Below are 20435 nucleotides of genomic sequence, written 5' to 3' on the forward strand. Positions count from 1 at the left end.
GCGGGCTACTTGTCGAGCTCGTCGACGAGCGCCGTCCAGTCGTCCTCGCCGGCTTCAGGGGCGGTGGGCAGCTGCATCACCATGGTGCGCTCCGGGGCCTCCTCGTCCACGGGGACGGGGGTGGGCGCGGCAGCGGCCTTCTTCGCGGCGGGCTTGGCGGCGGCCTTGGCCGGGGGCTTGGCGGCGGCCGGGATGACCGGGTTCGCCTGGACGGTGGCGGCCAGGTGCTCCTCCTCCGTGGCCTTGGCGCCGGCCTTCGCGGCGGGGGCGGCGGCCGGGGCCTTGGTCTTGTAGCGGGCCAGCTCCAGCTCGGCGACCTTGAGCGCCTTGCTCTTCTCCTGGACGGACGTCTGGAGGCGGGCGACTTCCTGCGCCTTGATGGCCTCGCGGCGCTCGAGCTCCGCCTTCTGCTTGGTGTTGAGGTCCTCCAGCTCCTTGGCCTGACGGGCCTCCAGGTCCTTGCGCTCCTTCTGCGCCGTGGCGAGCCTGGCGGCCGCCTCGTTGGCCTTGGTCTCCGCCGCGGCGACGCGGGCGTTGAGGTCCTTCTCCGCGCGGGCGCGGGTGCTCTGGGCGTTCTCCAGCGCCAGCTCCAGGTCCTGGGCCTTCTTGGTGCGGGTCTGCAGCTGGGTCTGGGCGTCCTTGAGCTTCGCCTCCGTGTCGGCGGCGAACTTCTGGGCCTCCTGGGAGAGCTGGGCGATGCGCTGGTCCGCCTTCGCGAGCTTCGCGGACAGGTCGTCCGACTGCTTCTTCGCCTCGGCGGCGGCGGCCTGGGCCTGCTGGGCCTGCGTTTGCGCCTGGGCCTGGGCCTGCTGGAGCTGCCCGGCCAGTCCGTCGCGCTCGCTGGTGAGCTTCTTCTGCTGCTGCGAGGCCTGCTGCAGCTGTCCGTCGCGGTCGGCGATGGCCTTACGCGCCCCGTCCAGCTCGCCGGAGACGTTGGCGACCTGCTGGTTGAGCGCGTCCGCCTGCTTCTTCGCCTCGGAGGCCTGCTGCTCCAGCTGGCCTTCCAGCTGCTTCACCTGCTCCGTGCGGGTGGAGACCTCGCGGTTGAGCACCTCCGCCTGACGCATCTTCTCCTGCGTCACGTGCGTGAGCTTGCGGAGCGTGTCCGACAGCTCCTTGCCCTTGGTGTCGACCTCGTTCTGGAGGAGCTCCTCACGGCGCTGCGACTCGTGGGTGAGCGTCTGGAGGCGGTCCTCCAGGTCGTGCCGCGCGTCCTCCGTCTGCGCGAGCTTGGAGGACAGCTGCGTGACTTCCGACACGCGCGTGCCCAGCTCGTGCTTGGTGACGATGAGCTGTTCGGCCAGGTCCTCGCCGTTGGCCTGGGCCTCGGTGAGCTGGCGCGTGAGCTCCGCCTGGGCGCTGGCGGCGGCCTGGCGGGACTGCGCGTGGGTCTGCTCCTCGCGGGCCAGTGTGTCCTGGGTGCTGGCGAGCTGGCCCTGCGTGTCGGCCAGCTGCTGCGACGTGGCGTTCAGCTCCGCGAACAGGTTGTCGCGCTCGCCGGTGAGGGCGTTGATGCGCGCGGTGGTCTCCTCCGCGAGCGCCGCGTGGGCGGTGCGCTCCGCGTCGTAGAGCCCCTGCGTCTCCGACAGGTCCGCGCGCAGCTGGCCAATCTGGCCGGTGAGGTCCTGCTCCAGCGCGTCCTTCGCCGCGTTGAGCGCCGCCAGCTCCGCGATGCGCGCGTCGCGCTCCTCGGTGGTGCGGGCGAGGAGGCCGTTGGTCTCCTGCAGGATGTCGCGCGTCTCGTTGAGCTCCGCGTCCAGTTCGTCGCGGTGCGAGGTCACCTTCGCCAGGTCGGCGCGCGTCGACTCCAGGGTGTCCTGGGTCTGCGTCAGCGTCTGGCTGGTGGCCTCCAGCTCACCGCGCGTCTCCGCGAGCGTGCCTTCCGTGCTGGACAGCGTCGCCTGCGTGTCGGCGAGCGTGCCTTCCGTGCGCGCCAGCGTGTCCTGCGTCTGGGCGAGCGTCGCCTCGGTGGTGGCCAGCGTCTGGCTGGTGGCCTCCAGCTCGCCCTGGGTGGACGCGAGCGTCCCTTCCGTCTGCGCGAGCTTGGACTGCGTCTCCGTCAGCGTCTGGCTGGTGGCCTCCAGCTCGCCGCGCGTCTCGGAGAGCGTGCCCTCCGTGCTGGAGAGCGTGGCCTGCGTGTCGGCGAGGGTCTGGCTGGTGGCTTCGAGCTCGCCACGCGTGGTGGAGAGAGTCTCCTCCGTCTGCGCGAGCTTGGACTGCGTGTCCGCCAGCGTCTGGCTGGTGGCCTCCAGCTCGCCGCGCGTCTCCGCCAGCGAGCCTTCGGTGCTGGAGAGGGTCGCCTGCGTGTCGGCGAGCGTGGCCTCCGTGCGCGCCAGCGTGCCCTGCGTGTCCGCGAGGGTCGCCTCGGTGGTGGCCAGCGTCTGGCTGGTGGCCTCCAGCTCGCCGCGCGTGGTGGAGAGCGTCTCCTCCGTCTGCGCCAGGCGCGTCTGCGTCTCGGAGAGCTGCTGGCTGGTGGCCTCCAGCTCGCCGCGCGTCTCGGAGAGGGTGGCCTCCGTGTTGGAGAGCGTGCCCTGCGTCTCGGAGAGCTGCTGGCTGGTGGCCTCCAGCTCGCCGCGCGTCTCCGCGAGGGTGGCTTCCGTGCTGGAGAGCGTGCCCTGCGTCTCGGAGAGCTGCTGGCTCGTGGCCTCCAGGTTGCCGGTCAGCTCGGCGATGCGGGCGTCGCGGTCGGAGACGTCGGTCTGCAGGCCCTCGATGGTGCTGTCGCGCTGGGCGACGGTGTCCTCGAGCGAGGCCACTCGCGCGGAGAGCTGTTCACCCTGGCGCTGGGACGCGTCCAGTTGCTCGGTGAGCGCTTGAATCTGACCGTTGAGGTCCGCCTCCAGGGCGTCCTTCGCCGCGCGCAGGTCCTCCAGCTGGCTGGTGAGGTCCTGCTCCAGCGCGTCCTTGGCCTGCTGCAGCGCCTGGAGCTCCGCGTTCAGCTCATTCTCGCGGTCCTCCAGGTGCGTCTTGACGGCCTCGACTTCGCCTTCCAGCTCACCGATGCGCTCGCGGTGCTGCTGGATGGTGGCGTTGAGCTCCGCCTCGCTGTTCTCGTTGCGGGCGATGGCCTCCTGCAGCTCGCGGTCGAGCGCGGAGATCTTCCCGTCCCGCTCCTCCACGCGCTGCGTGAGGTCCGCCTCCAGGGCGTCCTTGTCCAGCCGGAGTTGGTCGCGCTCGCCGGTGACGCGCGCGATGTCGGACTCCAGGTCCGCCACCTGCTGCGTGAGGCGCTGCTCCAGGGCGGCGCGCTCGGCGTTGAGGCGCTCAATCTCCGCGTCCGAGCGGCTGGCGTGCTCCTCCGCCGTGGTGGACCGGGCCTCCAGGCCGCGCACGGTGGCGTCGCGCTCCTGCTCCGTCTGCGTCAGCCGCTCCTGGAGGGCCTGCAGCTCGCCGTCCAGTTCGGCGTAGCGCTGGTCGCGCTCGCTGACGGTGCGGGACAGCTCGGACTCGAACTGATCGCCGCGCTCGCGCAGCTGGAGGATGTCCGCCTCGTTGGCGCGGACGGTGTCCTGGAGCTTCTGCTCCTTGACCTCGAACTCCAGCGTGACGACGCCGAGGTGCTTCTCCAGCTTGTCGAACTCGTTGCGCCAGCTCTCCAGGTCCGCGCCGCGCCGGGCCAGCTCCTCGTCGCGGAGGTTGACCTCCTTGCGCAGGACGTTGATGTCCTTCTCCTTGGAGGCGACGACCTCGATGAGGTCCTTCTCCGAGGAGAACTTCTGGAGGAGCAGGTCGTCGACGGTGGCGCCGTGCTCGCGCTCCTTCTGGACGATGGACTGCTGCGCGTCGTTGAAGCGCCTGAGCAGGTCGTCCACCTGCATCTTCAGGCCCTGCAGCTCCACGTCCTTCTCGTGGAGGCGGTCCTCGACGGAGAGCAGCTCGCGCTCGCGGACGCTCCAGATTTCGGACAGGCGCGCGAGCTGGGCTTCGCGCGTCTTCAATTCATCCCGGAGGATCTGGACCTTGCCCTCGGGCGTGCCCATCAGCTCGCGGCGCGGGGGCGGGCGCTTGAGCTGACGCGATTCCGCCAGCAGCTCCGCCTTGCGGTCCGCGATGGACGAGAAGGCCCGGTCCATGAAGGCCTTGTCGTCGTCCGTCATGGCGCTGCGGCGCTCGCGCTTGGGCAGCTTGGGCGGGGCGCCCGTGCGCACGCCCGGCATGGGCGGCGGGGCTTCCCGCGGGGCGCCGGACAGCGCGGCGTCCAGGTCCGCGTCCGAGTCGTCGGAGCCGGGCGGCACGATGCCCGCGCTCATGGAGGCGAGCTCGCCCATTTCGAACGGGATGACGAGGTAGCCGTCCGCGGCGGCCGGCGTCTCACGGTGTTTGTTCAGGCCCTCCACGCCGGAGTCGGAGGAGAGCAGGAGGACCTTCAGGTTCTGGCCCCACTTGCCCTTCTTGATCTGCCCACAGAGGGCGAAGCCGGACTGGTCCGGCAGCTCCGCGCGCACGACGACGAGGTCCGGTCGGCGCTTCTCCAATTCCCGCTGCGCATCTGACGCAGTGGTGGCCATGGCCGTGTTGTAGCCCGCGCTCTTGAGCACGGAGGCCATGCTGAGTGCGAAGTCGTTCTGGCTTTCGACGATGAGGACGCGACGCTCCATGAAGCCCTTCACCCAGCAAAAAGTGCAGTGAAAACCGCCACATCCTATCGGGCGGGCGCAAGGCTTGGGAAGTTTCCGAGCAGCGCTCGGTCGGCTGCCTCACGAGTTCTTGCCGCGAACCGCTCCCTGCCCGACAGGCGGGACCGACCCGGGGGACGCGCCTGCTTCCGGATCCCGCCCCGGGAAGTTGGTGGGCGGGGTGGGCCGGGCGAAGCGGGCGCCCTCGGGGGGACAGTACCCGTGCGCGAGCTGGGCGAACCACGGGTTGAGGGTGGAGTCGGGCGGCGCGGGCGGAGGCCCTTCATCCACGGCCTCCTCGGCGTCCGCGGCCTCCACGTCGAGCGAGTCCGCGTCGTGGACCTCGTCGGCGGCGATCTCCTCCGCCTCGTCCAGCGCCGCGCTGGCGTTGGCGGGCGTGTTCCCGGCGTCGTCGTCCAGGGACTGGGCCTCGTCGGCGGCGATCTCCTCCGGCTCGTCGTCGGGTGACACGGAGGGCTTCAGCACGGGCGGCGTGGGGATCAGCCGGGGCGGTCCCTGGCGCGGAACAGGCGGCGGCGCGGCGGCGCGGGGCGGCAGCTGCGGCGGGCGGTCCGCATCGGAGACGGAGCCTCCGCGGATGGGCGGCTTGTCGGACTCCGCGAGCACCGGAGGGCGGGAGGCGGGCCGGCCTGGATCCGCGGCGAGGCCGCCACGGATGGGCGGTTTGTCCGCGTCGGCCATGGGAGAGTGAGTGGGGAAGAGACGCGGGGGTTCGGAGGGAGCGGAGTCCTGCGGCCGCTGTGCACGGCCGGCGCCCGTGCTTCGCGCCCCGGTCAGCAACGAGCGCATGGGCACGATGGGCGTGGGCGCGGGGGCCTCTTCCTCCTCACGCATGACCCCGGCCCGGCGCACGACGGGCGTGGGCGCGCGCTCGTCGTCCTCCGTGAGGGAGGTGGGACGGCGCACGATGGGCGTGGCCGCGGGAGGTTCGTCTTCCGGCAGGGGCCGACGCACGACGGGCGTGGGCGCGGGGGCCTCATCCTCGGAGGCGGGCCTGCGCACGACGGGCGTGGGCGCGGGGGCCTCATCCTCGGAGGCGGGCCTGCGCACGACGGGCGTGGGGGCCGGCGTGCTCGTGTCGTCTTCGTCCACTTCCACCGGCCGGCGCACCACCGCCGTCGCTCCGGAGGAGCCATCCTCGGAGGCTCGGGACTCCTCGTCCGAATCCCCGGCGTCGTCCCCGCTGACCTCCTTCAAGCCGAGGGCCTTCACCAGCGGACTCGTCACCATCTCCGTGGGCGGAGGCGGCTCCGCGCCACGGCCTCCCAGCGGTTCCGGCTCCGGGTCCTTCGCGGGGGCGGAGGGGAGCGTCGTCTTCGCGGTGTCGTCGGTCGTCTTGGCCGCGGGCTCCGGAGGCGGAGTGGCTTCCCTGCTCGCGGGGGCCGGAGCGGCCATGGCGGACTCGCGCAGCGGCAGGCCCATGACCATGGGCACTTCGTCCGGCCGCATGTCCGGCTCGGTCTTGACCAGCCGGGTGTCCATCCCGTCGTCCAGGGCCATGCCCATCACCACGGGCGCGTCCTCCGCGCCATCCTTCGCGGGGGGCGGGTCGGCTTCGTCGGACCCGGCCTGGGCGGCGGGCTTCGCGGGCGGCTTGGGCGCCGGCGCGGGCTGGGACGCCTCCGGCATGCCCAGGCTCGCGAGCCGGTTCGTGGGCGTGCCCGTCATCGTGACGTCGGGCGGCTCGCTGGCGGCTTCGACCGGGATGTGGCCGCGCTTCTCCAGCAGCGAGTCGTAAAGGTCCAGCAGCTGGCCCCGGATGAGGCCCGCGTCCAGCACCTTCTCCGCGAACGCGCGCCCGGCCTTGCCCAGCGCCACGCGGCGGGGCACGTCGCGCGCCAGGTCCAGGATGCGCTCGGAGAGGGCGCGGGCGTCGCCCGGAGGGAAGAAGATGGCCGCGTCCTTCGGAATCAGCTCGCGGGTGACGGGCAGGTCCGCGGCGATGACCGGCCGGCCGGCGGCCAGGTACTCAGAGACCTTGGCCAGCGGTCCGCCCTGGAGCCGGTTGCGCTCCGAGTCGTCCAGCGGCAGCACGCCCACGTCCGCCAGCGCCAGCACCTTCACCAGATCGTCGTGCGCGACAGGCGGCTGGAAGTCGACCTTCTCCTTGATGCCCAGGTCGTTGACCAGGTCCTCCAGGTGGGGCTTCCAGTCCGGATGGTGCGCACCCACCAGCGTCAGGCGCACGTCCACCTGCTGGGCCGCGAGCGCGGTGGCGCGCAAGAGGGTGGGCAGGCCCTGCCAACCCACGTGGCTGCCCAGGTACATCATTCTAAGGGGCGAACCGTCCGGGGCGCCGAGCACCTCCGGGTCGTACGGCTTCAGGTCCACGGGCGCGCGAATCGTGCGCAGCTGGTCCTCCGCCGCGCCCAGCCCCTGGATGAACGCGCGCGTCGTCTGCGAGCCGGTGACGACGAGGTCCGCGTTCATCAGGCAGAACAGCTCCTGGCGGCGGATCTTCGACAGGAAGCGGCGGTCGCCGTCCGTCTGGGGATGGGTGTAGCGCAGCTCCTGGGACGGGAACGTCTGCGCCTCATAGATGAGGCGGTAGCCGTAGTCCGCCTTCAGCTCGCACAGCGCGTACCCGCCGAAGGGGTCCGTGAAGTGGGCGAGGGCGTAGTCCTCGCTTTCGAGCTGGCGGCGCACGGCCCGTTCAAAGGACTGGATGCGCGACGCCAGGTCCCCGGAGCCTACCGGGACGCGGAGCAGCCGGGCGCCCTGGTACTTCTCGATATGGGAGTGGTCGGGCGTCTTCGCCGACAGCACCACCACGGAGAAGCGATCAGGCAACGCCTTCAGATACTCGGTCAGTCGGCGTGAGGAGCCAGACGGGCCGGGGATGACGTCAAAGCTGCACAGGAGAAGTCTGGGCAGGTCGCTCAAGCGGTCGCAGGATACTTGGACCGGGGTGAGGTGTCATCGGGCGTGACGGATGAAGAAGGGGGTCGGCGGAACAACACATCCCGTGACGGATGCGTTGACCCCCTGTATGCCGCGTCATAACGAGGCGAGGTGTCCATGGATGAGCGGAAGGGCGTCACCGTGAGCTACCTGCGGCAGCTGGCCCGGAAATACCTCCGGGAGGGAGCTGGCGCGTCCCGCGGGCGGGAGCTGGTCACCTCGCTGGCCGAGCGCATTCCCGCCCTGGGGCGGCTCGCGCGCATGGCCGGCCTGACGACGTCCCGGCGCGGCTCGGGTGACGTGGGCGGCGAGGAGCGGGCCCTGGATTCCGGCCCGGCGGATTCCCGCTCCGCCAAGGGCCCGACGTCCGAGTCCGTGCCCCTGCCTCCCCCCGAAAGCACCGCCGCGCCGCAGGCACGAGAACTTTCCGAGGAGCCCATCACGGAGCCCAGCGGCGGCCCCAAGACGCGGCCCGCGCGCGTGGTGACGTTCCCCGCCCGAGTGAAGGATCGCCGCGACCCGGACGACGAGGACACGGTGCCCCTGGCGCCGGAAGCACCCACGCCGCGCCCGTCGAGCTCTCCCAAGGGGGACCTGCCCGCCGCCGCGAAGCCCTCGCCCGCGAGCGAGCCGCCGCATGCCGCCGAGCCCCTGGTGGAGGGGTTCTTCGTGACGAAGATGGCGGGGGAGAAGGAGGCGCGCCGCCATCACCTTCTGGAGGAGCAGGCGCCGCGCCTTCCTCCGGCGGACGCGTCGCCCGAGCGGAACGAGCACCTAGCCATGCTGCCCCTGGACTACCAGGACGACGCGATGGTGCTGCTCGCGAGGGATCCGCACACGCTCTTCGTCTTCTGGGACTTCAGCGACGCGAGCCGGAGCCGGGCGCTGGACGACCTGCCGGCGCCGCGCGCGGTGATGAAGGTGTTCGATGGCGAGGGCGTGTCGCGCGAGGTGGACTTCGCGCTGGAGTCGCGCAGCTTCTATCTGCAGGGCATGACGCCCGGGCGCACGTACCGGGTGGAGGCGCACTTCGTCGGTTCGGATGGGCGGTCGCGCCGCATTGGACATTCGTCCAATCGGGCCACGCTGCCGCCCGCGGGGCCGTCGGCGGACACGTCCATCCGGTTCCTGCGCATGCCGCCTCCGCCGGTGGTGGACCGGTCGCGCGAAGCCGTCCCCACGGCGGCGTCCGCGCGAGTCCCTCGGGTGGAGGAGCGCGAATACGTCACCTGGCGCCGGGTGCAGTTGCCGGGGAGCGCCGGAGTGGTGGACGTGCCGGAGGTCCACCGCGAGCGCACCGAGGCCTATGTCGATGCGCCGCGCGTCCCTGGGGCTTCGGACCAGCGCTACGCGGAAGAGACGTATCTGGAGAGCGCGCCGCGCGCGCCGGGGGCGTCGGACCAGCAGTATTCGCGCGTAGGGGAGGCGACGCTCGGTGAGGGCGCGGTGCTGGCCCCGTCTCGCGCTCCCGGGGCGTCGGATCAGCGCTATCTGGCCGTGGAGCTGGCTCCGGGCGCTTCGGACCAGCGCTACGACGTGGCGTCTCCGTATCTGGAAGTCCCGCGCGCACCGGGTGCTTCGGATCAGCGGTACGGTGGAGACGTGGTGGGCACTCCGTACCTGGAGGTGCCGCGCGCGCCGGCCGCTTCGGATCAGCGGTACGGGCAGGCGCTGCTGCCGGGCGGTGTTTCGGAGTACCGCTATCTGGAGGTGCCGCGTGCACCGGGCGCTTCGGACCAGCGGTACGTGGCGGGAGGGCAGGGGACTGTAGGGGTGCCACGTGCGCCGGGGACTGCGGACCAGCAGTACTTGAGCGTGCCTCGTGCCGCGGGCGCTTCGGATCAGCGGTATCTGACCGTGCCTCGCGCGGCTGGGGCTTCGGACCAACGCTATCTGTCCGTGGATCGCGCGACGGGCGCGTCGGACCAGCAGTACCTCACCGTGCCACGTGCAGCGGGCGCTTCGGATCAGCGCTACCTGTCCGTGGATCGCGCGGCGGGCGCGTCGGATCAGCAATACCTGACGGTGCCTCGGGCGGCAGGGGCTTCGGATCAGCGCTACCTCTCCGCGGATCGCGCGACGGGCGCATCGGATCAGCCCGGCGCGTCGCGTGCGGCCGGGGGCTCGGATGCCTGGTCCCCGGAGTCACCGCGTTCACGGGGGGACGTGCTCGAAGCGCGGGACCTCTCGTCTACGCGTCCCGCCGCGACATCGGCTCCGGTGGAGGCCGAGGGTTCGTTCCCCTCGGGTCCATCAGCACAGGAAGCAGCCTCCACGGATTCGTGGCGGCCCACGGAGCCCGAGCCTCCCACGGACCCGTGGGCCTTGAGCGTGTCGCGGGGTCCGTCCGCGTCCGAACAGCGTGCCCTCGACAGGGCCCGTGAGGCCGCCGAGACCTCGCGACGGGCCGCACCGGCCGCCGTGCCCGCGAGCCCCTCGCCCGCGAAGGTGGAAGGCCCCGCGGCTCCGAGCCCTGCCTCCACGAAGGCCGAGGCTCCGAGCACTCCGCCCGCGAAGGCGGACGCCGTGAAGTCCCCACCCGCCGCGCCTCCGAAGGCGGCCCAGAAACCACCGGAGCCCAAGCCCTCGGGCTCCAAGTCCTCCGCCAAGTCCCGGCCCTCGCGCCGTGGACGGAAGTGAACCCGCACGGCCTCTCCGACCGACCTATGAGCCTGGGCTCCCTCGCGCTGGTCCTTCACGCGCACCTGCCGTTCGTCCGCCACCCCGAGTACGAAGACTTCCTCGAAGAGGACTGGCTCTACGAAGCCATCTCCGAGACGTACCTGCCGCTGCTTCGCGTGTTCGACAGACTGGTCGAGGACCGCGTCCCCTTCCGGGTGACGATGACACTCTCGCCCACGCTCGTGTCGATGCTCAACGACGACCTGCTGCGGGAGCGCTATGCCCGGCGGCTGGATTCGCTCTGCGAGCTGGGCGCCCGCGAGGTGCACCGCACCCGGGACGACCCCACCTTCCACCCGCTGGCCGTCTTCCACCGCGACCACTTCGAATCGCTGCGGCTCGCGTACCACAACCACTACCGGCGCGACCTGGTGGCCGCGTTCCGCAGGCTCCAGGACTCCGGCCACCTGGACATCCTCACCTGCAACGCGACCCACGGCTTCCTGCCGCTCATGCAGCAGACGCCGGAGGCCGTGCGCGCGCAGGTGACGGTGGCGGCGAACCACTACCGCCAGAACTTCGGCCGCGACCCCGCCGGCATCTGGCTGGCCGAGTGCGGCTACTACCCGGGCCTGGAGCGCATCCTCTCCGCCGAGCGCATCCGCTACTTCTTCGCGGACACGCACGCGCTCACGGACGCCACGCCCCGCCCGCTGCACGGCCCCTACGCGCCCATCTTCACCGAGCCCGGCGTGGCCGCCTTCGCGCGCGACCCGGAGAGCAGCCAGCAGGTCTGGAGCACCGAGCACGGCTACCCCGGTGACCCCGTCTACCGCGAGTTCTACCGGGACATCGGCTGGGACCTGGACCTGGACTACATCCGGCCCTTCATCCAGCCCACCGGCGACCGCAAGAACACCGGCTTCAAGTACTTCCGCATCACCGGCAAGACGAACGACAAGCAGCCCTACGACCCGGCCGCCGCCCGCGAGCGCGCCTGGGTCCACGCGGGCAACTTCCTCTTCAACCGCGAGCGCCAGTTCGAATACCTCGCGTCGCGCATGGGCGGCCGCAAGCCCGTGGTCGTCGCGCCCTATGACGCGGAGCTCTTCGGCCACTGGTGGTTCGAGGGTCCCCACTTCATCGACGCCCTCATCCGCCAGGCCGCGCGCAACCCCAGCCGCTTCACGCTCATCAGCCCGCTGGACGACCTGCGCGAGCACCCGGAGAACCAGGTGGCCACGCCGCCCCTGTCCTCCTGGGGTGCGGGCGGCTACGCGAACATGTGGCTGGACGGGACCAACGACTGGATCTACCGGCACTTGAACCACGCCGCGCGGCAGATGGTGGAGCTGGCCCGGGACTTCCCGGACGCGTCGTCCCTCAAGCGCCGGGCGCTGAACCAGGCCGCGCGCGAGCTGCTGCTGGCGCAGGCCTCCGACTGGGCCTTCATCATGAAGACCGGCACCATGGTGGACTACGCCGTGCGCCGCACGAAGGAGCACCTGCAGCGCTTCCTGCGCCTGCACGACCAGGTGCGCGCCGGAACCGTCGACGAGTCGTGGCTGTCCCATGTCGAAGGCCGCAACAACCTGTTCCCCGAGCTGGACTACCGCGTCTACCGGCCCGGTTGAGCGGTCCGGGAACAGGCGGCCGGGCTGGGGGTTCACCTTCCGTCACCGGACACTGTCGTTCCGGTTGCGGGGCTTCGTTTCCGCTTTAGGTTGAGGAAATCCATGACCCACACGCTCCCTTCGTTCCGTCGCAAGCTCGTGGCCGCCGTGCTGGTGCTGGCATCACCCACGCTCGCCCTCGCGCAGGCTCCTGCTCCCAAGCCGCCCGCGCCCCAGACGCAGCCGGCGGTCACCGGTCAGGCCGGCAACCTCCAGCCCGCCACGCGTGAGGCCCAGTCGCTGGCCTCGCTGGCGCCCCTGGTGGAGTCGGTGAAGTCCGCCGTGGTGAACGTGGACGTGCAGGCCCGTCCGGAAGTGCCCGAGGGCATGGAGAACAACCCGCTCTTCGACCGGTTCTTCGGAGGCAACGGGCGGGGCCGCGGCGGACGCAGTGAGCGCGAGCAGATCCGCCAGGGCGCCGGGTCCGGCTTCATCATCGACCCCAAGGGACTGGTGCTCACCAACAACCACGTCATCGAGGACGCGGTCACCATCACCATCCGCCTGGACGACGGCCGTTCGTTCACGGGCGAGGTGGTGGGCCGCGACCCGCTCACCGACGTGGCCGTGGTGAAGATCAAGGAGAAGGTGGATCAGCTCCCCTCCGTGAAGCTGGGCGACTCCGACGCCGTGCGCGTGGGCGACTGGGTGCTGGCCATCGGCAACCCGTTCGGCCTGGCCTCCAGCGTGAGCGTGGGCATCCTGTCCGCGCGCGCCCGTGAAATCGGCGCCAGCGTCTACGACGACTTCCTGCAGACGGACGCGGCCATCAACCCCGGCAACTCCGGCGGCCCGCTCTTCAACATGAAGGGCGAGGTGGTGGGCATCAACACCGCCATCGTCGGCGGCGGCACGGGCATCGGCTTCTCCGTGCCCAGCAACCTCATCAAGGCGCTGCTGCCGCAGCTGGAGAAGGAGGGCTCCGTCACGCGCGGCTGGCTGGGCGTGGGCATCCAGCCCCTCACGCGTGAGCTGGGCCAGGCGCTGAAGCTGTCGGTGAGCGAGGGCGCCATCCTCACGCAGATCACCCCCGACTCCCCGGCGGCGAAGGCCGGGCTCAAGCCGGACGACGTGGTGGTGGCCGTGGACGGCAAGCAGGTGCGCTCCGACAGCGAGCTCACCCGCACCGTGGCGCTCAAGAAGCCCAACTCTGTCGCGACGCTGACCCTCTACCGCGACGGCAAGAAGCAGGACGTCAAGGTGACGATGGGCACCCGGCCGGACCTGGAGGGCCTGTCCAAGAAGAAGCCGGGGGCCACCGACGAGCAGGACAGCTCGCGCCGCGTGGGCGTGTCCCTACAGGACCTGGATGCCCGCACGGCGTCCCAGGCGGGCTTCACCGAGCGCGCCGGAGCGCTGATCACCGACATCGTCCCGGGCTCGCCCGCGGACCGCGCGCAGCTGACGCCGGGCATGCTGGTGGTGGAGGCGAACAAGAAGCCCATCGCGAGCGCGAAGGAGCTGGCCGCGGCCATCCGCGCCGCGCCCAAGGGCAGCACGCTGCTGCTGCGCGTGGCCGGTCCCGGCGGCGGACGCCTGCTGCGCGCGCTGACCGTGCCTTGAGCTGGGGATGAGCGTCAACTACGTCTCGTTGGGTGACAGCACGGCGGTGGGGGTGGGGGCGTCGCAGGGCGGGGGCTATCCCGACCGGCTCGCCTCCCGCCTCCGGAAGGACGGCCTCCCCGTGGGCCATAGCAACCTGGGGCAGAGCGGTGCGCGCGTGCGCGACATCGTCAACAACGCCCTCAAGCGCGTCATCGCGTTGCAGCCCACGCTCATCACCCTGGGCGTGGGCACCAACGACATCTGGCGCGGCACCGAGGTGGCGGAGTTCGAGGACGACCTGGACCGCATCGCCCGGCGGCTGAAGCAGACCGGCGCGTCCATGGTGGTGGTGAACCTGGCGGACATGGCGCTCGCGCCGGTGGCGAAGATGGTGCCCAGCGCGCTGTACGAAGGGCGCATCGAGCCGTTCAACGACGCCATCGCCTCCGTGGCCCGCTCACACGGGCTCCACCTGGTGGACCTCTACACCGCCAGCCGGGAGATGATCCCCCGGCGCCCGGACTTCTTCTGCTCGGATGGCTTCCACCCGTCCGCGGAGGGCTACGAGGAGTGGGCGGACCTGATGCTCCCCGTGGTCCGCACGCTCGTGCGGCGGTAGGCCCCGGCTCGGAGGAGCGGGGCAGGGCGCCTTGAGGCCCCGCGCTCAGGCCTTCGCGATGCCGGAGGGCGCGGGCGGAGTGGACGGCGCGTCCGCGGGCGGCGCGTTGATGCTGCGCTCGCGGCCGGGGTGGACCTCCATGCCGGGCTCGAACGCCGTCACGCGGTTGCGGCCCGTCCGCTTGCTGCAATAGAGCGCCGAGTCCGCGCAGTCCACCAGCGTGTCCTGCGCCGTCGCGTCCGTGGGGAAGTGCGAGACGCCGATGGACACCGTGACATGCCCCCCGGGCAGCCCCGGACGGCTGAGCGTGACGGAGTCCGCCACCGCGCGGCGCAGCGTCTCCGCCACCTCCACCGCCGTGGCCTTGGACACCTGCGGCAGCAGCAGCACGAATTCCTCGCCGCCGTAGCGTCCCAGCGTGTCCACCTTGCGCGCGCGGGTCCGGAGCACGTCGGAGACCCGGCGCAGCGTCTCGTCCCCGGCGCGGTGCCCGGCCAGGTCGTTGAGCCGCTTGAAGTGGTCCACGTCCACCATCAGCAGCGCCATCGGCACGCCGAAGCGCTGGGCCCGCGCCAGCTCCAGGTCCAGGCGCTGGAAGAGGTGGCGGCGGTTGGGCACGCCCGTGAGCGCGTCCGTCAGCGTGAGCTTCACCGTCTCCGCGTGCAGGCGCGCGTTCGTCACCGCCGTCGCGGCCTGATCCGCCACCGCGGTGAAGAGCTCGATCTCCTCCGCGGAGATGCTCGCCGTCTCCGGGCGCTGGAAGTTGATGACGCCCAGGAGCGTGTCCGCGTGCACCATGGGCACCGCCAGCAGCGAGCCCTGCTCCGAGCCGCCGCGCAGCCCGCGCCGCGCGAAGACGCTGGTGCTGTCCGTGAGGTCCGGCAGGTACACCGCCTTGCGCGCCTGGGCAGCCCGGCCGCACGCGCCCTCGCCCATGGCGAAGGTGTGGCCCTCCAGGCCCCGGCCCCGCGGCCACGCGTGCTTCACCTCCAGCAGGCCCTCCTCGTTGAGGAGCATGATGGAGAAGTCCGGGATGTGCAGGCGCTCCACCACCATGCGGGTGATGCGCGACAGGAGCTCGTCCAGCTCCAGCGTGGTGTTGAGCGAACGGGCCACGTCGAACAGCAGCGACAGCTCCGTCAGGCGCTCCTCCAGCTCGTCCTTCAGCGCCAGCTTCTCCTTCACCAGCTGAAGGTCGCGGTGCGTGTCGATCTCCTCCACCTTCATGGAGGTGAGCCGCGCGAGCATCTGGTTGAAGGCCGCGCCCAGCCGGGAAATCTCATCCGTGCCCCGGGCCTCCGCGCGCACCAGCAGGTCGCCGTCCGCCGCGCGGCCCATGGCCTCGCTCAGCCGCTTGAGCGGCGCGGTGAGCACGAAGCGCAGCGACAGCCAGGTGACGAGCCCCAGGATGCCCACGAAGAGCACCATCGCGCCCAGCGCGTCCTGGAACACCGTCTGGAGCTGGCGGGTCAGCGCGGGCTCGCCCATGCGCACCTGCAGTACGCCCATGCGCTGCGCGGCCTCGCCGGTGTGACAGCCGGAGCACTCCGGACCGCCCAGGGGCCGCACCACCTCCGTGCCGTGGTCGCTGGAGCGCGCCGTCTCCGGACCCGTCGCGGACAGCCGCGCGGCCTCCGGGTGCGGGTGGCCCTGCTCGGCCGGCCGCCGGCTCCACCGGATGCGCCCGTCCGGCGTCAGGACCCGCAGGTCCTCCACGGAGCGGAAGAGCCGCGTGTCCGACGACAGCACCTCCGCCACCGCGCCATGGGGAGCCGCGCCCGGCACCTGCGGCAGCGTGAACGTGGAGGCGACGGCCTCCGCCAGTGCGAGGCCCTCCAGGTGCGTGCCTTCCCGCACCGCTTGTCGCGCTTCGCGCGAGAAGTGGCCCACGCCCAGGAGCGCCACCACCAACCCGGGCAGCGCGATGCTCCACAAGAGCTTCCTGCCAATCGTCTCGGAACCGAGGGCCATGTGCGGGGCGCAGTGTGCTTCGTGCATTCGCGTTCTGTCCGCGAGTGACGGAGTGTTGAAAATTGTCAGGGGCATGACACGCCCTGTCAAACGTACCGGTGTCGAAATATTGAAATGGGGGTGTGGGTCCTCGGCGGTTTCCTGTTTTCACGGGCTGTACCCGTGACACGGTGGGCGCACTCCCGAAAACCGAGCCCGGTGATAGGAAATCCGCCCATGACCCTGCCCGTGTTCCTCACATCCGCGCTGCTGCCGGTGCCCCATGGCTTCGCCACGCGCGCGGGTGGGGTGTCCGAAGGGCCCTACGCGTCGCTGAACCTGGGCTTCTCCGTGAACGACGAGCGCCCCCGGGTGGAGGAGAACCACCGCCGGCTGGCCCAGGCCGCGGGCGCGCGTCTGGGCGCGCTCTGCCGGGTGTCGCAGGTGCACGGCGACACGGTGCTGGAGGCGCGCGGCGAACCCGACGACTTGCTGCGCCCGACGCTGGGCGAAGCGGACGCGCTCTGGACGGAAGGGGAGGGCAGTTGGGTGGCGGTGGGCACCGCGGACTGCGTGCCGGTGCTGATCGTGGACCCGCGAGCCAGGCGCGTGGCGGCGGTGCACTCCGGATGGAAGGGCACGGACCTGGAGATCAGCGCCCGCACGGTGGAGGCGCTGGTGGCGCGGGGCAGCCGGCCGGAGGACCTGCTGGCGGCGGTGGGCCCCTGCATCCAGGCGTGCTGCTACGAAGTGTCCCCGGAGCTGGGCGACCGCTTCCGAGCGCGCTTCGGCCCGGAGGTCGTCCGGGCGGGGGACAAGCCGCACCTGGACCTGCCACTCGCAGTGAAGGCGTCCCTCCTGAAGGCGGGCCTGAAGCCGGAGCACGTGGACGTGCTACAGGCCTGTACGGCGTGTGATCCGGACCGGTTCTTCTCCCACCGCCGGGACGCGGGGCGCACCGGGCGTCACCTCAACTACGTGCTGCACCGCTTCTAGCGGAGGCCCGCCGGGGTCGTTTTCTTGACGGTCTCCGACCGGCCTTCCTATCCTCGACCTGGAATTCCCTCCGTCCAGGCTCGTGCCGGTGCGTCCCTTCCTCTTCCGCCTGTTTGCCGCTGTCGCGCTGTCCGCGCCGACCGCCTGCGCCACCACCGCTGCTTCGCAGACGGAAGTGGGCCGGCTGGAGGCGGAGGTGCGCACGCTGCGCGCATCCCAGGCGTCGCTGCTGGAGCGCCTGGAGCGGTTGGAGAACCGCGACGCCGTCTCGCGAGCCCGCACCGCCGCCCCGGCCCCCGCCGCAGCGTCCCCGAAGGCCACCGCGAGCTCGAAGCCGGAGGCCGCCTCGCCGGAGGCGGGCGAGTCGCTGAGCCTGGCGCCGGCGGAGCTGACGGTGGTCCGGCTCAAGCCGAAGAAGGAACCCGCGCCGCGCATCAACACGGCGGTGGCGGTGATGGAGCCGGACACGGACCAGATGGAGATGTTCATCTCTCCGGTGGAGGGCTCGTCGGGGACGGGCTCGGTGGGCTCGATGGGCTCCACCACGGCCGCTCGCATGGAGCCGCCGGAGAAGGACCCGGACATCCTCGACGCCGAATACGAGCGCGCGGTGGCCATGCTGCGCACCGGCAACGTGGAAGGCGGCGTGGAGACGCTCACGCGCTTCGCGGCGGAGAACCCTCGCCACCCCCGCGCCGACAACGCCCTGTACTTCAGCGGCCTGGGCCAGATGGGGCTCAAGGACGCGGCCGGCGCGGCCAAGACGTTCGAGAAGCTCATCAAGAACTACCCCGCTGGGGATGCCGTCCAGGACGGCATGCTCCGGCTCGCGGAGTGCCGGGTGCGGCTGAACCAGGCCGTGGATGCCCGAGCCCTCTATACCCGCGTCGTCACCCAGTTCCCGGGGACGGCCGCCGCCACGCAGGCGGAGCAGCGGCTCGCCGCGCTCTCGCCGTAAGCCCTTTTTGTGAAAGGACGTCGTCCGATGCGCTCCCGGATCCTCGCCACCCTGCTCGTGCCCCTCACCGTCGCGCCGGCATGGACGGCTTTCGCCCAGGACGCGCAGGAGGAGGAGCCCCAGCCGTCCGCCGAGACGGAAGGGCAGGACATCTCCGACGACGTGGAGCAGCGCCCCACCTCCGTCACGCTGCCCCCCGGCGCCGCGCAGGGCCGTGAGAGCGCGCCCGGCCAGGTGCACACGGTGGAGACGGGCGACACGCTGTGGGACCTGTCCCAGCGCTACCTGGGCAGCCCCTGGTACTGGCCCAAGGTCTGGTCCTACAACCCGCAGATCGCCAACCCGCACTGGATCTACCCGGGCAACAACGTGAAGTTCTTCCCGGGGGGTGAGGAAGTGCCCGCGCGCGTGGAAGGCGGGGACCTGCCCTCCGACGACGTGACGGCGCCCGCGGACGTGAGCGGCGGCAGCCTGGTGTCGGTGGTCGGGAAGATCGGCTACGACCCGGCCAAGTCCAGCCCGGTGACGACCAAGGGCTTCGTGACGACGCGCGAGCTGGACGAGGCGGGCCGCATCGAGGGCTCGACCTCCGAGGCGCTGATGCTCTCCGCTCCGGAGAAGGTCTACCTGCGCTTCAAGAAGCGCGGCGCCGCCAAGATTGGCGACCGCTACGTCATCTTCCACACCGTGGAAGAGGTGAAGCACCCGGTGACGAACGCGCGCACGGGCTACCTCACGGAGCTCCTGGGCACGGTGCAGGTCGTCGCCATCAACAACGACGTGGTCACCGCGCGCATCATGGAGACGTGGGACCCCATCTCCCGCGGCGACCTGGTGGGCCCCTCCAGCGAGAAGCTGTCGGAGCGCATCTCCCCCAAGCCCAACAGCAAGGAGATCCCCGGCTTCGTGCTCACGCCGATGACGCCGGGCCAGACGCTGCTGGGCGAGCACAACTTCGTCGTCGTGGACCGCGGCACCGCGGACGGCGTGCAGGTGGGCAACACCTTCACCATCGAGCGCCGGGGCGACCCCAGCCTGGATGTGCTCGGCCGCAGCGACTACAAGATGGGCGACGCGGGCAAGGGCCAGAAGACCTACCCCTGGGAGGCCGTGGCCCAGTGCATGGTCACCGAAGTGCGTGAGCGCACCTCCAACTGCCTGATGACCCGCTCCATGGTGGAGGTCTCCGCCGGCGACCGCGCCACCATGCGCAAGGACGGAACGCCCACCGCCAGCCGCTGAACGAAGGCGGCGATCGGCAGGAATGCTGCATTCCGACCCGCCCGGGAAGGGCGGGTCGCTTGACCCTCGAAGAACCGGTGTTATGTGTCACGCCCCTCCCGGGACCACCTCTATATAGGTGGGAAACAGGCGGGGGATGGCATGGCGGACACAAACACGGATACGCACCTACACTGGGACGAGCAGCGCGCCACCCTGGCGCTCTGGGCCATTGCTGGCCTGGGGCCCCGGACGTTGGACGCTGTGCGCGCGTTCTCCGGTGGGGCGCTGTCCCGGCTCGCGTCCACTCCCGTGCGGGACTGGGTGGCGGATGTCCCGGTGCCCGCGACCGTCCGTCAGCGACTGGCCGCCGTCGCATCGCTGGACGCCCTGGCGTCCCGGACGGAAGAGGCCTGTGCCCGGACGGGGCTCCAGGTGGCCTTCGCGGGCTCGCCGGCCTATCCCTCCCGGCTGGTGGGGGTGGAGGACGCGCCTCCGCTGCTGTTCCATCTGGGCAACCCGGGGCCGCCCCGGCGCAGGCTGGCGATGGTGGGCAGCCGTCATCCGGATCAGGGCTTCCTGCCGTTCGCGCGCACCTTCGCCCGGAAGGTGGCGGAGGCCGGGGTGGGGGTGGTGTCGGGCGCGGCGGAGGGCGTGGACCGCGCCTGCCACTGGGGCGCCCTGGACGTGGGCGCGGAGACGTGGGCCTTCCTGGGCTCCGCGCTGGACGCGTTGGACCCCGCCCAGGCCCGGATGCTGCCCCACTTCCTCGAGCGGGGAGGGGTGTACTTCAGCGAGCTGCCGCCCGGAGTCCGGGCGAGCACGACGACCTTCCCCCGGCGCAACCGGCTCATCGCTGGCGCGTCGGACGCGGTGCTGGTGATGCGGGCGGGGGAGGGGTCCGGGGCCCTCTACACGGCGGAGGCGGCGCAGGTGCAGGGCCGGCCGGTGTTCGCCCTGCCAGGGGACGTCTGGCAGCCGGCCGCGGCGGGCTGCAACGCCCTGCTGGCGGACGGGCGGGCCCGCGCATGCACGTCCGCGGAATCGATTTGCGCGGTCGTGGGCGTTCATCCGGTCCGCGCGGTGCCCGCGGGGCGGGACAGTGGGTGGTGGGAGGCGCTGTCGGCGGAAGCGCGCGGGGCCTATGGGCTGTTGGACCGGGCTCCCCGTTCGTTCGACGAGGTGCTCGCCGCAAGCCCGCTGTCGCCCGCGGCGCTCACGAGCGCCCTGGTGGAGTTGGAATTGTCGGGGCTGGTGGTCCAGCACCCGGGTAAACGGTACGAGAAGGTCTAGAGGCAGTTCGAGGTAGGAGA

General features: G+C 71.5%; 11 protein-coding genes. 8 read left to right on the forward strand and 3 right to left on the reverse strand.

Annotation, left to right across the window (positions count from 1 at the left end; genetic code table 11):
- Positions 1-5: 5 nt before the first annotated feature.
- Entirely contained in the window at positions 6-4598 is a 4593-nt protein-coding gene (locus tag D7X30_RS27680; RefSeq protein WP_120566063.1) for a response regulator, read from the reverse strand.
- A gap of 99 nt (positions 4599-4697) precedes the next feature.
- On the reverse strand, positions 4698-7520 hold the full coding sequence (locus D7X30_RS27685; RefSeq protein WP_120565973.1) for a glycosyltransferase family 4 protein: 2823 nt from the start codon (positions 7518-7520) through the stop codon (positions 4698-4700).
- 135 nt (positions 7521-7655) lie between these two features.
- Here D7X30_RS27685 and D7X30_RS27690 point away from each other — a divergent pair, with 135 nt between their 5' ends.
- The 4 genes from D7X30_RS27690 (at position 7656) to D7X30_RS27705 (ending at position 13997) form a co-directional block, all read left to right on the forward strand.
- A complete protein-coding gene (locus D7X30_RS27690; RefSeq protein WP_147443335.1) occupies positions 7656-10178 on the forward strand; it encodes a DUF4912 domain-containing protein in 2523 nt (840 codons plus the stop codon).
- 26 nt (positions 10179-10204) lie between these two features.
- Entirely contained in the window at positions 10205-11794 is a 1590-nt protein-coding gene (locus D7X30_RS27695; protein ID WP_120565975.1) for a glycoside hydrolase family 57 protein, read from the forward strand.
- Positions 11795-11896: 102 nt separating this feature from the next.
- On the forward strand, positions 11897-13396 hold the full coding sequence (locus D7X30_RS27700; protein ID WP_120565976.1) for a trypsin-like peptidase domain-containing protein: 1500 nt from the start codon (positions 11897-11899) through the stop codon (positions 13394-13396).
- Between the two features lie 7 nt (positions 13397-13403).
- A complete protein-coding gene (locus D7X30_RS27705) occupies positions 13404-13997 on the forward strand; it encodes an SGNH/GDSL hydrolase family protein (protein WP_120565977.1) in 594 nt (197 codons plus the stop codon).
- A gap of 45 nt (positions 13998-14042) precedes the next feature.
- Here the strand turns inward: D7X30_RS27705 and D7X30_RS27710 are convergent, their stop codons facing one another.
- Positions 14043-15968: a diguanylate cyclase gene (locus tag D7X30_RS27710; RefSeq protein WP_120565978.1), complete on the reverse strand. Its 1926-nt coding sequence runs from the start codon at positions 15966-15968 to the stop codon at positions 14043-14045.
- A 216-nt stretch (positions 15969-16184) separates the two neighbouring features.
- On the opposite strand from D7X30_RS27710, the gene pgeF reads away from it, so the two are divergent.
- The 4 genes from pgeF to D7X30_RS27730 all read left to right on the forward strand — a co-directional run bounded on the left by pgeF (position 16185) and on the right by D7X30_RS27730 (position 20415).
- Positions 16185-16943, forward strand: coding sequence for a peptidoglycan editing factor PgeF (gene pgeF, locus D7X30_RS27715; protein ID WP_120565979.1), 759 nt, complete (start codon positions 16185-16187; stop codon positions 16941-16943).
- Between the two features lie 88 nt (positions 16944-17031).
- The gene (locus tag D7X30_RS27720) at positions 17032-17901 is read left to right on the forward strand and encodes a tetratricopeptide repeat protein (protein ID WP_370039924.1); all 870 of its coding nucleotides are present in this window, start codon (positions 17032-17034) and stop codon (positions 17899-17901) included.
- Positions 17902-17928: 27 nt separating this feature from the next.
- Positions 17929-19143: a LysM peptidoglycan-binding domain-containing protein gene (locus D7X30_RS27725; protein ID WP_120565981.1), complete on the forward strand. Its 1215-nt coding sequence runs from the start codon at positions 17929-17931 to the stop codon at positions 19141-19143.
- A gap of 141 nt (positions 19144-19284) precedes the next feature.
- Entirely contained in the window at positions 19285-20415 is a 1131-nt protein-coding gene (locus D7X30_RS27730; RefSeq protein ID WP_120565982.1) for a DNA-processing protein DprA, read from the forward strand.
- The last annotated feature ends 20 nt before the right edge of the window (positions 20416-20435 follow it).

This window comes from Corallococcus sp. AB011P (assembly GCF_003611605.1).
GTDB classification, from domain to species: domain Bacteria; phylum Myxococcota; class Myxococcia; order Myxococcales; family Myxococcaceae; genus Corallococcus; species Corallococcus coralloides.

Bases quoted from the DNA above. Each gene is read 5' to 3' on its own strand.
- D7X30_RS27680 (WP_120566063.1), bottom strand. From the start codon at position 4,598: ATGGAGCGTCGCGTCCTCATCGTCGAAAGCCAGAACGACTTCGCACTC.
- D7X30_RS27690 (WP_147443335.1), top strand. From the start codon at position 7,656: ATGGATGAGCGGAAGGGCGTCACCGTGAGCTACCTGCGGCAGCTGGCC.
- D7X30_RS27695 (WP_120565975.1), top strand. From the start codon at position 10,205: ATGAGCCTGGGCTCCCTCGCGCTGGTCCTTCACGCGCACCTGCCGTTC.
- D7X30_RS27700 (WP_120565976.1), top strand. From the start codon at position 11,897: ATGACCCACACGCTCCCTTCGTTCCGTCGCAAGCTCGTGGCCGCCGTG.
- D7X30_RS27705 (WP_120565977.1), top strand. From the start codon at position 13,404: ATGAGCGTCAACTACGTCTCGTTGGGTGACAGCACGGCGGTGGGGGTG.
- D7X30_RS27710 (WP_120565978.1), bottom strand. From the start codon at position 15,968: ATGGCCCTCGGTTCCGAGACGATTGGCAGGAAGCTCTTGTGGAGCATC.
- pgeF (WP_120565979.1), top strand. From the start codon at position 16,185: ATGACCCTGCCCGTGTTCCTCACATCCGCGCTGCTGCCGGTGCCCCAT.
- D7X30_RS27725 (WP_120565981.1), top strand. From the start codon at position 17,929: ATGCGCTCCCGGATCCTCGCCACCCTGCTCGTGCCCCTCACCGTCGCG.
- D7X30_RS27730 (WP_120565982.1), top strand. From the start codon at position 19,285: ATGGCGGACACAAACACGGATACGCACCTACACTGGGACGAGCAGCGC.